At 68.2% G+C, this 12,642-nt stretch carries 10 protein-coding genes; 9 read left to right on the forward strand and 1 reads right to left on the reverse strand.

Annotation, left to right across the window (positions count from 1 at the left end):
• Positions 1–280: 280 nt before the first annotated feature.
• Positions 281–1,612 (forward strand): nucleobase:cation symporter-2 family protein, encoded by a 1,332-nt coding sequence (locus AC07UK_RS07645; protein WP_153953516.1) that lies wholly within the window; start codon positions 281–283, stop codon positions 1,610–1,612.
• 127 nt (positions 1,613–1,739) lie between these two features.
• A complete protein-coding gene (locus tag AC07UK_RS07650; RefSeq protein ID WP_436223236.1) occupies positions 1,740–2,036 on the forward strand; it encodes a TFIIB-type zinc ribbon-containing protein in 297 nt (98 codons plus the stop codon).
• A gap of 114 nt (positions 2,037–2,150) precedes the next feature.
• Here the strand turns inward: AC07UK_RS07650 and AC07UK_RS07655 are convergent, their stop codons facing one another.
• Positions 2,151–3,791: a hypothetical protein gene (locus tag AC07UK_RS07655; protein WP_436223235.1), complete on the reverse strand. Its 1,641-nt coding sequence runs from the start codon at positions 3,789–3,791 to the stop codon at positions 2,151–2,153.
• A 151-nt stretch (positions 3,792–3,942) separates the two neighbouring features.
• Here AC07UK_RS07655 and blaOXA point away from each other — a divergent pair, with 151 nt between their 5' ends.
• The 7 genes from blaOXA (at position 3,943) to zwf (ending at position 12,640) form a co-directional block, all read left to right on the forward strand.
• Positions 3,943–4,782: an OXA-1206 family carbapenem-hydrolyzing class D beta-lactamase gene (gene blaOXA, locus AC07UK_RS07660; RefSeq protein ID WP_436223234.1), complete on the forward strand. Its 840-nt coding sequence runs from the start codon at positions 3,943–3,945 to the stop codon at positions 4,780–4,782.
• A gap of 240 nt (positions 4,783–5,022) precedes the next feature.
• Positions 5,023–5,922, forward strand: coding sequence for a hypothetical protein (locus AC07UK_RS07665; protein ID WP_494685577.1), 900 nt, complete (start codon positions 5,023–5,025; stop codon positions 5,920–5,922).
• Positions 5,923–6,125: 203 nt separating this feature from the next.
• Positions 6,126–7,394: an ROK family protein gene (locus AC07UK_RS07670; protein WP_436223232.1), complete on the forward strand. Its 1,269-nt coding sequence runs from the start codon at positions 6,126–6,128 to the stop codon at positions 7,392–7,394.
• Positions 7,395–7,413: 19 nt separating this feature from the next.
• Entirely contained in the window at positions 7,414–8,976 is a 1,563-nt protein-coding gene (locus AC07UK_RS07675) for a sugar ABC transporter ATP-binding protein (RefSeq protein ID WP_436225284.1), read from the forward strand.
• A 79-nt stretch (positions 8,977–9,055) separates the two neighbouring features.
• On the forward strand, positions 9,056–10,087 hold the full coding sequence (locus AC07UK_RS07680) for an ABC transporter permease subunit (RefSeq protein ID WP_436223231.1): 1,032 nt from the start codon (positions 9,056–9,058) through the stop codon (positions 10,085–10,087).
• A gap of 91 nt (positions 10,088–10,178) precedes the next feature.
• Positions 10,179–11,099, forward strand: coding sequence for an ABC transporter substrate-binding protein (locus tag AC07UK_RS07685; RefSeq protein ID WP_436225283.1), 921 nt, complete (start codon positions 10,179–10,181; stop codon positions 11,097–11,099).
• 44 nt (positions 11,100–11,143) lie between these two features.
• Positions 11,144–12,640, forward strand: a complete 1,497-nt coding sequence (gene zwf / locus AC07UK_RS07690; RefSeq protein WP_436223230.1) for a glucose-6-phosphate dehydrogenase — start codon at positions 11,144–11,146, stop codon at positions 12,638–12,640.
• The last annotated feature ends 2 nt before the right edge of the window (positions 12,641–12,642 follow it).

Consider the following 12,642-nt stretch of genomic DNA (forward strand, 5'->3'; position numbering starts at 1 on the left):
TGTGCCGCGCGCCGGCGCGCGGCGCTGTTCCCCGGTTCTTATCCTCCCATGCAAGGGAGCTGATACAAATTGTATGCAATTTTTGTATCACGGAATGCTTATCCCTGCTATTCTTGCTCCCCGGTTGCGGCCTGGAACCTGATCCCGGCCATGCTCGCTGCAGGCGGTCTTCTCCGCCTGTCCGGCAGCGCGCAACGACAGGGCCAGGGGCTGCCCCTCCCCCGCGCCAGAAGAACAAGACAGTCCGGAAACATATCCGGCCAGACAACAGGAGACATGAATGGCGCCCTTGCTGTTCAAGGTGGAAGACCGCCCCCCGCGGCTGACGACGTTTTTGCTTGCGCTCCAGCATCTGCTGGCCGCCCTGGGCGGCATCATTGCGGTGCCGCTGGTCATTGGCGGTGCCCTGAAGCTGCCGCCGGACCAGGTCATAGCGCTGGTGAATGCCGCCCTGCTTGGCTCAGGCATCGTCACCATCATCCAGTGCAAGGGCATTGGCCCGGTGGGTATCCGCATGCCATGCGTGATGGGCACCAGTTTCGCCTTTGTCGGCGCGGCCATCAGCGTGGGCGTCGAACACGGCGTGGCCGGCATCCTGGGCTCGGCGCTGGCGGGCTCGCTGGTGATGATCCTGGGCAGTTTCTTCATGCCGGCGATCCGCAAGCTGTTTCCGCATACCGTCACCAGCGTGGTGGTCACCATGATCGGCCTGTCGCTGATTCCAGTGGCCATCGACTGGGCCGCAGGCGGCCAGGGCAGCAGCCGCTATGGCGCGCCCGGCAATCTGGCGATTGCCGTCGCGGTGCTGGCGCTGGTGGTCGCGGTGGTGCAGTGGGGCAAGGGCATGCTGTCGGCCTCGGCGATTGTCGTCGGCATTGCCGGCGGCTACCTGCTCTGCCTGGCACTGGGCCTGGTCGATTTCACCCAGTTTCACCAGGCACCCATCATCGCGGTGCCGCAGCCGCTGCACTTCGGAATGTCGTTCCCTATCTCGGGCATCGTCGCCATGTCGATCGCTTTCCTGGTGACCATCGTCGAGTCCACGGGCACGTTCATGGCACTGGGCGCGGCCACGCAGCGGCCGATTTCCGGCAAATGCCTGTCGCGCGGCATCCTGTGCGATGGCTTTGGCTCGGCCTTTGCGGCACTGGTGTCGAGCCCGCCGTTGTCGACCTTCGCGCAGAATGTCGGCGTGGTCTCGCTGACCGGCGTGGCCAGCCGCCATGTGGTCGCGCTGACCGGTGTCATGCTGCTGCTGGCGGGGCTGTTCCCGGTGCTGGGCGCGTTGGTGGTGACGATCCCGCAGCCGGTACTGGGTGGCGCCGGCCTGATGATGTTCGCGATGATCGTGTCGGGCGGGATCCAGATGCTCAGCACCGTCAAGTTCACGCAGCGCAATACCCTGATCGTGGCCGTGTCGATCGGCTGCGGCCTGGCGGTGACGTTCCGCCCGGAACTGCTGTCGAAGCTGCCGGCCTTCGTGCACGAAGTGTTCGGCTCCGGCATTACGGTGGGCTCGCTGTCGGCGGTGATTCTCAACCTGCTGCTGCCCGGCGGCAAGGACGAGCCGGCTGAAGACGCCGGCCACGGCACCGTCGGCGAGGCTGCCTGAGCGGCCTGCCAGGGCTGCGCACCGCATCAAACGCCCCCCGGCACCACTTCTGCAAGTATCCTCCGGTCGAACCATATGGGCTGGCGCCGGTCATATCCTGACGTTTTCACTTCAATGAGGAGAAGCAATGGATTGTCCGGTGTGCCCGCAAACGCAACTAGTGATGTCCGAACGCCAGGGCATCGAGATCGATTACTGCCCGAAATGCCGAGGTGTCTGGCTGGACCGGGGCGAACTCGACAAGATCCTCGAGCGCTCCGTGGCAGCCGCGCCGGTGCAGCAGGCGCCCATGCAGCAAATGCCGCAGCAAACCCCACCCCCGCGACAGGAATACCAGCGCGGCCATGGCGACCGCGACCGGTACTATGAGCGCGAGCAGAAGCACTATAAGAAGAAGAGCATCTGGCACGAGTTGTTCGACTGACTCTGGCTTGCCAGAGAGCAAGGGCGACGCAAGGTCGCCCTTTTTTGTTGCCGGCCGCTATTGCGCTGTCCCGCGCAAACCGGACCGGCACAACCGGGGCTTAGCGCGCTGCCCTCACACCGCCTTGCGCCTGCGCCGTGAAGCTTCCGCGGCAGCATCGCGCAACTCCGGCGGCAAGGCACGCAGTTCCGCAGTGAAGAACGCACGCTCGGCCGGCCGCAGCGCGGGCAGCTGGGCGGCAAGCCGCTCCACCGCTGCACACGCCATTGCAGTCGCGCCTTGCTCGTGGGTGAGATACCAGGCCGATTCGAGCAGCAGGTTGGCCAGCTGCAACGGCCCCAGCCTGATGTGGCCGGCGTCATGGTCTTCCAGTGCGAACGCAGCCACGGCCGACCAGCGCACGAAGCCCTTGGCCGGCGCGAACGGCGCGTGGAACGGCCGCAGGGCGTCGACAGCGTCCGCAACGGACAACGGGCGCTGGCGGCGGAACGCGGCCATGCTGTCGTTGGCCCTGGCTGGCCGGTCGGACGGCGGGGTATCGGGCCCGCAGCTGCCGCGTGCGATGCGCAGCAGGAAGATCGCGTTCCACGCCGTGCCGCCACCCACGCCGAACCGGTCGCAGATCCACTCCGACAAGCCCAGCCAGCGCATCGCCTGCCGCTGCACCGCGCTGGCGGACAAGACCCGCGCGGCATCGACCAGGCCGTGCTGCCAGAACAGCCACAGGCACAGGCCGATATTGGCCGCGGCATGCTGCACGGCGTCGACGGAATCGGCCTCGTAGGCTGCCTGCAGCGCGCCGGCGAAGGTATCCAGCGCCAGCTGCGCGGCCTGCGCCGTGCCAGCATGCCCGGCGCGCATGGCATCGGCCTTGTGCAGCAGCGCTTCCAGGTTCAGCACTTCAAAGCGCACGCGCGGGTTGTAGCGCACCACCAGGCGCAGTTCCGGATCGGACTGCAGCCCTTCCATGCCGGCACGCGCGCCGTCGCTGTCGCCGCGGGTATAGCGTTCCCAGGCCCGCACGATATGCGCCATGGCGCAGAACGCGGGCGTCGCGGCGCCGGCCTCGGCCGCCTGCACCAGGCGGTCGACACGCCTGAGCGCCGCCCGGCTCTGGTCGAGGCGGCCGCAGCGGCGCCAGGCCAGGCTTTCCTTGAGCAGCGACAGCGCTTGCTGGAAACCGTCGCCGGCACTGCGGCCTGCCGCGCGGAAGGATTCGGCCACGGCTGAGCCATGTATGCCCGCGTGGCCGTCCTGCGCGCCGCGCATGGCCTGGGTCAGCTCGCGCCAGAAGGCCATGTCGCGCATCACGTAGCCAACGCCGTCCGGCTGGCCCGCCGGCGCCGCTTGCGGCGCCGTGGCAAAGGCAAGATGGCGGGCCAGCGCGGCCGGGCCCAGCGTGCGCCCGTCCGCCACAAAGCGCAGGCGCCGCGCGCTCGCTGCCGTGATCCAGAACGGCCCGCGGCTGCGGTGCGCCGGATTGGCCGCGGCGGGATCGCGCTGGCGGTCAGCCCCCCATCCGACCGCCACCTGCCAGCGCGCAAAGTCCGCAAACGCGCGCGACGCCAGCATGCGCAGGTTGGCCGCCGCCGGGAAGGCGCTGCGCACCACTGCCGCGGTGACTCCGCCCTCCCCGGTGCGATGCGCATGCCAGATGCGCGCCAGCAGCCAGACCGACTGGTAGCGCGCGGGTTGGCCGTCGACCCGGTACGGGGCCGACACGTCGATACGGATCGGGGCAGGCGTGGCTGGCATCAGGCAGTCAGGGATCGAATGAAAACGCTGGCGGCGCCCGTCATGTTACGCACGTTACAGCCGGTGCGGTTGGCGTTATCCGGGCGCTCTCCTATGCTGCGCACCACGGTCCGGGCCCGGATTGCCATCCCCTCAACTCCTCTGCACAGCCATGAACAATCATCTTGCTCGTTTGCTGACACCGATGGCGATCGGCCTCGGCCTGCTTGCCGCCACCGTGCCCGCCCTGGCGGCACCGAAAGAAGTCCCGCTGGATGCCGCGGCGCTGTTCCGCCAGGCCGATGCCACCGGCACCATGGTGATCTACGACCTGCGGCGCGACCGCATGCTGACCTACAACAAGCCGCGTGCGTCCACGCAGTACTCGCCGGCGTCGACCTTCAAGATCCTGAACTCGATGATCGGCCTGGAGAGCGGCGCCGTGGCCGACGTCGACCATGACAAGCTGCCGTGGGACGGCAAGGTCTGGCTGGTCGGCGGCAAGGCCATCCTGCCCGAGGCCTGCAACGCTGACGTGCCGCTGCGCGTGGCCTTCCCCAACTCCTGCGTGCCGGCCTACCAGGCGCTGGCGCGGCGGGTTGGCAGCGCGGCCTACCAGCGCTACCTGACTGCGTCGCACTATGGCAATGCCAACAGTTCGGGCCAGGTCGACCGCTTCTGGCTGAACGGCACGCTGCAGATTTCCGCCTACCAGCAGATCGACTTCCTGAAGGGCGTGGTGCAGCGCACGCTGCCGTTCTCGCCAACCACCTTCAATGCCGTGGACGACATCACGGTGATGGAGCGCACCGCCGCCTACACCCTGCACGCCAAGACCGGCTGGGCCGATTCGGCCAGGCCGGCGGTAGGCTGGCTGGTGGGCTGGGTTGAGCGTGGCGATGATGACTACCTGTTTGCGCTCAATCTCGACATGCTGCGGCCCGAGCACGCCAAGGCGCGCATGGAGATTGCGCGCGCAGCGCTGCGGCAGGCGGGGGCGTTGCCGGATTGACGCTGCCGAAGGCGGCCGCCGGATGCGCGGCCGCGTCACCACCCTCAGACACTTCATCCAGGCATTTTCTCACCCGTATTTCAGATCCGTCTGATTTACCTGCCAACCCCGGATCGATAGCTTTGGCTGGTCGGCATTTCCCACTGCGTCGCCCGACGCAACCAATCCGTAATGGGATCCGCCGGCGCCTGTATGCAACGGGACAGCAAGACCGTTCCCACAATCCGGAGGTGAAATCCAATGAGAAAAATAGCCATGCCGGCAGCCCTGCTGTCGGCCATCGCGCTGCTGGCCGCCTGTGGCGGCGGCGGGGACGATGCGAAGCCCACACCGGCGCCACAAACGCCACCGTCTGAAAATAGTCCGGCACCGGCACCTGGGCCAAAGCCGGATCCAGCACCGCAACCTGAACCCGCTGGCGAGCTGCTGCCGAGCCTGAGCACACCGCAATCGGGCTCGACGGCAGCGGTCGGCAATGGCAGCGAAGGTCTCTGGGTCGGCACCATGAACGCCACGCTGGTCGACAACAGCGGGAAGTTCGTGCACGCGAGACTGACGGGCGTGCTGGGAGGCGCGTTCCAGTTCTCTGGTTCGACCTGGACGCTGGGCCCCGGCACGCTGTACGAAACTGGCTTTGCCAACCCGGCCACCGGGGCCGGCACCATTACCCCGGGCCAGCGCTTTGACGGCAATTTCGTCGCCACGCCAGGCAACGTTACCAATGCGCTATCCGGTACCTATGATCGGTCCAACGCGCTGGCCGTGGACCAGGCTGCCATCGCCGGCAACTGGAAGCAAGACGGCTTTGCCATGCAGATCGATGACGCTGGCAACGTCACCGGTACCTATACCAGCGGTACCCGCATCTGCGACCTGCAGGGCACGGCAACGCTTGCCACCCCGGGATCGGCCAAGAACCTGTATGCGGTCAGGATATTTGCCGAAAACTCCACGCAGCCGGGCAGCACCGGCTGCGCGCTGTCGACTCGCGTGGCGCACAACGGCTTTGCCGCGATCCGCCTGATGCCGGCAGACGGCAGCATCATCGTGAACAGCAGCACGCTCTATGCGCGCACGCTGGTGATGGCCGGCAGCACCGGGACCGGCGGGTATTTCACCGCGCAGATGACCAAACAATAAGCCCGCTCCCCGGGCAGTAACCCCCCTGGCGGTCCCCTGCGGGCGGACCGCCGCTATTCTTCCGCATCCGAGCCACGGCAGTGGCTTCTCCATCACCTGGCGCCCAGGCGCCGCATCCGCCCTCCGGGTTTCCCCGCGGTTGAGTTCTGCGCTCCCATATCATTTAATTCAACGTGAATTAATTAATAGCGGACGGAGACAAGATGACCGCATCCAAAGCGGGCCGTGGCGTGAATTCCGCCAGCCTGCGCCTGTACAACGAACGCGCGCTGCTGCTGGCGCTGCGCCGTGCCGGCGAGGCCTCCAAGGCTGACCTGGCGCGGATGGCGCAGCTGACCAATACCGCGGTGGGCAGCATCGTGCAGACCCTGTCCGACGAAGGCCTGGTCGAGCAGTCCGGGCGCCGCACGGAGGGCCAGCGCGGCCAGCCCGCCAGCCTGATCCGGCTGCAGCCCAAGGGCGCCTTCGGCATTGGCGTGCGGCTGGACCGCGGCAGCATCGAGGTGGTGATGGTGGACTTTGCCGGCCATATCCTGGCCAGCCGCGCCCACCAGCTGGTCCTGCCCCACCCCGACCAGGCGCTGGACATGGTGCGGCACGATATTGCCGAGCTGCGCGCCCTGCTCACCCCCGCCGAACAGAAGCGCCTGCTGGGCATCGGCGTGGCGCAGCCCTATAACCTGGGTGCCTGGCTGCGCGAGCTGGACGTACAGGGCGAAGCCTTCCAGGCAAGCTTCCGCGCCTGGGACCAGGCTGACTTCCCGGCAATGCTCAACGCCGCCACCGGCTTGCCGGTCTTCGGCGAGAACGACGGCACCGCCGCCGCGGTGGCCGAGCTGTTCTACGGGCGCCACCATGCCCAGCATTTCCTCTACGTCTTCCTTGGCCCCGCCATCGGCGGCGGCGTGGTGCTCAATGGCGACTGCGTGCGCGGTGTCTCCGGCAATGCCGGCGATATCGCGATGATGCCGGTGCCGCCCAGCACCCTGCCCTCCGCGCCGGTTGCCGCGGGCAACGGCAAGCGGCGCGACATCCTGATCTCGCGCGCGTCGCTCAACGCGTTGACCCGCCACCTGCGCCACCACGGCGTGGTGGTCAACGGCCATGCCGACCTGCAGCGCCAGGTCGAGCTGGGCCACCCCGCGGTCGAGGAATGGATTGCCGACTGCGTCGATGCGCTGGCACCTGCGCTGCAGTCCGCCCTCGCCGTGCTCGACGTGCCGCTGGTGATCTTCGATGCCGATATCGACGGCGGCCTGGTCGCCACGCTGATCGCGCGCCTGCAGCAGGCGCTGGATGAAAGCGCTCCCGAAGCCCGCGCGCCGGCCACCGTGGTGCGCGGCTGCTTTGGCGCCAACGCCGGCGCGGTGGGTGCCGCGTCGCTGCCGATGTTCATGAACTTCTCGCCGCGCGCCGAGCTGCTACGGGGTGCGTCAGCCATCGTTCCGGAGGCCAGCCATGCCATTGTCTGAAGCACCGCGTACCTCGCCCATGCCAGCGCACCTGCATGGCGGCCATGCGGGCCCCGCCCCGCTGCTTGAACTGCGCAATATCTCCAAGACCTTCCCCGGCGTGAAGGCACTCAGCAACATGGAGCTGACTGTCTACGCCGGCGAAGTCCATGCCCTGATGGGCGAAAACGGCGCTGGCAAATCCACGCTGATGAAGATCCTGTCCGGCGCCTATATCGCCGACCCGGGCGGCGAGTGCCGCATCGGCGGCGAGCCGGTGGCCATTGACGGCCCCGCCACGGCGCGCGCCCACGGCGTGGCCGTGATCTACCAGGAGCTGAGCCTGGCGCCCAACCTGAGCGTGGCCGAGAACATCTACCTGGGCCGCCACCTGCACCACCGTGGCATGGTCGACCGCGCCGCCATGGCGCGCGCCTGCGAGGCCACGCTGGCCCGGCTGGGCGCGGACTTCACGCCGCAGACGCCGGTGCATACGTTGTCGATCGCGCAGCGCCAGCTGGTGGAGATTGCACGCGCGGTGCATTTCGAGACCCGCATCCTGGTGATGGACGAGCCCACCACGCCGCTGTCCACCCGCGAGACCGACCGCCTGTTCGCGCTGATCCGTCAGCTGCGCGCCGAAGGCATGGCCATCATCTATATCAGCCACCGCATGGCGGAGATCGATGAGCTGGCCGACCGCGTCACCGTGCTGCGCGACGGCTGCTTTGTCGGCACGCTCACGCGTGAGGCGCTGACGCAGGCGGCGCTGGTCAAGATGATGGTCGGGCGCGACCTGTCCGGCTTCTACACCAAGACCCATGGCGAGGCCGCGCCGGGCGAGATCATGCTGTCGGTGCGCAATATGTCCGATGGCCGGCGCGTGCGCGGCTGCAGCTTCGACCTGCGCGCCGGCGAGGTGCTGGGCCTGGCCGGGCTGGTGGGCGCCGGGCGCACCGAGCTGGCGCGGCTGGTCTTCGGCGCCGATGCCCGCACCGATGGCGCCGTGTTCGTGGCCGGCACGCCGCTGGCCGTCACCGGCCCGCGCCAGTCAATCGATGCCGGCATTGCCTACCTGACCGAAGACCGCAAGCTGCAGGGCCTGTTCCTGGACCAGAGCGTGCACGAGAACATCAACCTGATCGTGGCCGCGCGCGATGCGCTGCGGGGCGGGCGCCTGAACCGTGCCAGCGCGCGCCAGCGCACGGCCGCGGCGATCCGCTCGCTCGGCATCCGCGTGGCGCACCCGCAGGTCAACGTGGGATCGCTGTCCGGCGGCAACCAGCAGAAGGTGATGCTGTCGCGCCTGCTGGAAACCCGGCCGCGCGTGCTGATCCTGGACGAGCCCACGCGCGGCGTGGATATCGGCGCCAAGGCCGAGATCTACCGGCTCATCAATGAGCTGGCGAGCTCCGGCGTGGCGGTGCTGATGATTTCCAGCGAACTGCCCGAGGTGGTCGGCCTGTGCGACCGCGTGCTGGTGATGCGCGAAGGCGAGCTGGCCGGCGAAGTGCCGGGCTGCGCCGATGCCGCCGCCATGCAGGAACAGATCATTGCGCTGGCAACCGGCGCCGGCGAGCAGCAGCCCCCGGTCCTGCATTGAACCGCTGAATTCCCGTACAGGCCGGCAAAGAACGGCCGCACCGGGGCGGCATCCCGCCTCGCAGCATCAGGAGACACTTATGCGCAATCCCCTCTCGTCCACGTCCCATGCGGCCCATCGCGCCACCGCCCAGGCTTCCGCGCCGCTGGCGCGCGCCACCGGCCGTGCCACCACGCAGGAACGCCTGCGCGCGCTCGGCATGCTGCCGGTGCTGGTGCTGCTCTGCCTGGGCTTCACGCTGCTGACCGAGAACTTCGCCAGCCTGCAGAACCTGTCGATCATCGCCCAGCAGGCGTCGATCAACCTGGTGCTGGCCGCGGGCATGACCTTCGTGATCCTGACCGGCGGCATCGACCTGTCGGTTGGATCGATCCTGTCGGTGTCGGCAGTGGTGGCGATGCTGGTCTCGCTGATGCCGCAACTGGCGGCGCTGAGCGTGCCGGCAGCGCTGCTGTGCGGGCTGCTGTTCGGACTGGTCAACGGTGCGCTGATCGCCTTCATGAAGCTGCCGCCGTTCATCGTGACGCTGGGCAGCCTGACCGCGGTGCGCGGGCTGGCGCGGCTGGTCGGCAACGACAGCACGGTCTACAACCCGGATATCCCGTTCGCCTTTATCGGCAACGGCGACCTGCTGGGTATCCCCTGGCTGGTGGTGATTGCCATTGCGGTGGTCGCGGTGTCGTGGCTGGTGCTGCGCCGCACGGTGCTGGGGCTGCAGATCTACGCGGTCGGCGGCAATGCGGAGGCGGCGCGCCTGTCGGGTATCAAGGTGTGGGTGGTGCTGCTGTTCGTCTATGCGGTGTCGGGCCTGCTGTCGGGGCTGGGCGGCGTGATGTCGGCGTCGCGGCTGTATGCGGCCAACGGGCTGCAGCTGGGGCAGTCCTATGAGCTGGATGCGATCGCCGCGGTGATCCTGGGCGGCACCAGCTTTGTCGGCGGGGTCGGATCGATTGCCGGCACGCTGGTGGGCGCGCTGATCATTGCGGTGCTGTCCAACGGGCTGATCCTGCTGGGCGTGTCGGATATCTGGCAATACATCATCAAGGGCCTGGTGATCATCGGCGCGGTCGCGCTCGACCGCTATCGCCAGAAGGGCTCCGCCCGTACCTGACACGCTGCCGGACAGGAGAAACATTGTGATCCAACCCATCCTCAAAGCCCTGGCGGCCGGCGTGCTGGCCGCGCTGTGCGCGGCACCGGCCATGGCTCAGGCGCCCGCGCAAGACGCGCACGCTTCGGATGCCCGGGCCCCGCAACGTCCGCTCAGGAAGGTAGGCGTGACACTGGGCTCGCTGGGCAATCCATATTTCGTCGCACTGGGCCGCGGTGCCGAGGCCGCGGCCCGGCAGGTCAACCCGAAGGTAAAGGTCACCGTGCTGTCGGCGGACTACGACCTGAACAAGCAGTTCATGCACATCGACAGCTTTATCGTCGCCGGCGTCGACCTGATCCTGATCAACGCCGCCGACGCCCGCGCCATCGAGCCGGCGGTACGCAAGGCGCGCAAGGCCGGCATCGTGGTGGTGGCGGTCGATGTGGCCGCCGCCGGCGCCGATGCCACCGTGCAGACCGACAATACCCAGGCCGGCGAACTCGCCTGCGGCTTTATCGCCGACCGGCTCAAGGGCCGCGGCAACGTCATTATCCAGAACGGCCCGCCGGTGTCGGCGGTGCTGGACCGGGTAAAGGGCTGCAAGACCGTGCTGGCGCGCCATCCCGATATCCGCATCCTGTCCGACGACCAGGATGCCAAGGGCTCCCGCGAAGGCGGGCTGAACGTGATGCAGCTGTACCTGACGCGCTTTCCCAAGGTGGACGCGGTCTTCACCATCAACGACCCGCAGGCCGTGGGCGCGGACCTGGCCGCGCGCCAGCTCAACCGCCGCGGCATCGTGATTGCCTCGGTCGACGGCGCGCCTGACATCGAAGCGGCGCTCAAGGCCGACACCCTGGTGCAGGCCTCGGCCAGCCAGGACCCGTGGGCAATTGCCCGCACCGCGGTGCAGCTGGGCGTGGGCATGATGAACGGCCAGCGCCCGCCCAACCCGACCGTGCTGCTGCCGTCCACGCTGGTGACGCGCGCCAATGTCGGCCAGTACAAGGGCTGGGCCGCGCCGCGGTAAGCGGCATGGCCGGTCCCTCCACCCTTTTCTCTATTTGCTGATCCATGATGGCTAGCCACCCTACCGGCGCTCCGGCGCCTGAACCTGCCCCGGAGTTCGATTTCGTACTGTTCGGCGCCACCGGCGACCTGGCGCGGCGCAAGCTGCTGCCGGCGCTGTTCGATGCCCACGCCGCCGGTTCGCTGCATCCGCGCGGACGCATCCTGGCCCTGGGCAGCCAGCCGCTGTCGCATGACGCCTACCTGGCGATGCTCGACGACGAAGTGCTGCCAGCGCTGGCGGGCAACGCCGCGGCCGCAGCCTGGCAGGGTTTTCTCGACCGCATCCTGTACCTGCAGGTGGATGCCAACGCCGATGCCGGCTTCGATGCGCTGGCCGAGCTGGTCAATGCGCGCGCGGCGCCGGTGGTGGTGTTCTACCTGGCCACGGCCCCGCACCTGTTCGTCACCATCTGCGAGCAACTGGCGCGCGTGGGCCTGACTGGCCAACGCAGCCGCATCGTGCTGGAAAAGCCGCTCGGGCACGACCTGGCCTCGTCCGAGGCCATCAACGCCGAAGTGGCGCGGCACTTTGCGGAAGACCAGATCTACCGGATCGACCACTACCTGGGCAAGGAGTCGGTGCAGAACCTGATGGCGGTGCGCTTTGGCAACGTACTGTTCGAGCCCCTGTGGCGGCGCGAATGGGTGCGGCAGGTGCAGATCACCATCGCCGAAGAGCTGGGCGTGGAGCGCCGCGGTAACTTCTACGACGGCATCGGCGCGCTGCGCGACATGGTGCAGAACCACCTGCTGCAGCTGCTGTGCATGGTCGCGATGGAGCCGCCCACGAGCCTGTCGGAAGACGCCATCCGCGATGAGAAGCTCAAGATCCTGAAGGCGCTGCGGCCGATCCGGCCGGAAGACGTCGCCGAGAAGGTAGTGCGCGGGCAGTACGCCCGTGGCGCCGCGGGCGGCGACCCCGTGCCCGGCTATGCCAGTGAGCCCGGCATCGCGCCCGACAGCCGCACCGAGACCTTCGTCGCCATCCGCGCCGAGATCGCCAACTGGCGCTGGGCCGGGGTGCCGTTCTACCTGCGCACCGGCAAGCGCATGCAGTCGCGCGTGGCGGAGATCGTGATCCATTTCCACGACGTGCCCTACCCGCTGTTCCCGCATCCGCTGGGGGTCATGTCCGGCAACCGGCTGGTGATCACGCTGCAGCCCGAGGAAAGCATCCGGCTGTATTTCCTGACCAAGCAGCCGGGCGACACGCAGGCGCTGATTCCCGCGTCCCTCGACCTGCAACTGAACACTGCAGCCCCACGTGTGCGGCGCGTGGGCGCGTACGAGCGCCTGCTGCTCGACGTGATCCGCGGCCGGCTGGGCCTGTTCGTGCGGCGCGATGAGCAGGTGCAGGCGTGGCGCTGGGTCGCGCCCATCCTGAAGACGTGGGAGAACTCGCCCACGCCGCCCAAGCCTTACACCGCCGGCACCTGGGGGCCGGCGGCCTCCAGCGCCCTGCTGTCGCGAGACGGCATGGCCTGGCATGAAGAGATGTAGCC

Source organism: Cupriavidus sp. GW821-FHT07C08, assembly GCF_059419025.1.

Bases quoted from the DNA above. Each gene is read 5' to 3' on its own strand.
- AC07UK_RS07645 (WP_153953516.1), top strand. From the start codon at position 281: ATGGCGCCCTTGCTGTTCAAGGTGGAAGACCGCCCCCCGCGGCTGACG.
- AC07UK_RS07650 (WP_436223236.1), top strand. From the start codon at position 1,740: ATGGATTGTCCGGTGTGCCCGCAAACGCAACTAGTGATGTCCGAACGC.
- AC07UK_RS07655 (WP_436223235.1), bottom strand. From the start codon at position 3,791: ATGCCAGCCACGCCTGCCCCGATCCGTATCGACGTGTCGGCCCCGTAC.
- blaOXA (WP_436223234.1), top strand. From the start codon at position 3,943: ATGAACAATCATCTTGCTCGTTTGCTGACACCGATGGCGATCGGCCTC.
- AC07UK_RS07665 (WP_494685577.1), top strand. From the start codon at position 5,023: ATGAGAAAAATAGCCATGCCGGCAGCCCTGCTGTCGGCCATCGCGCTG.
- AC07UK_RS07670 (WP_436223232.1), top strand. From the start codon at position 6,126: ATGACCGCATCCAAAGCGGGCCGTGGCGTGAATTCCGCCAGCCTGCGC.
- AC07UK_RS07675 (WP_436225284.1), top strand. From the start codon at position 7,414: ATGCCAGCGCACCTGCATGGCGGCCATGCGGGCCCCGCCCCGCTGCTT.
- AC07UK_RS07680 (WP_436223231.1), top strand. From the start codon at position 9,056: ATGCGCAATCCCCTCTCGTCCACGTCCCATGCGGCCCATCGCGCCACC.
- AC07UK_RS07685 (WP_436225283.1), top strand. From the start codon at position 10,179: ATGGCTCAGGCGCCCGCGCAAGACGCGCACGCTTCGGATGCCCGGGCC.
- zwf (WP_436223230.1), top strand. From the start codon at position 11,144: ATGATGGCTAGCCACCCTACCGGCGCTCCGGCGCCTGAACCTGCCCCG.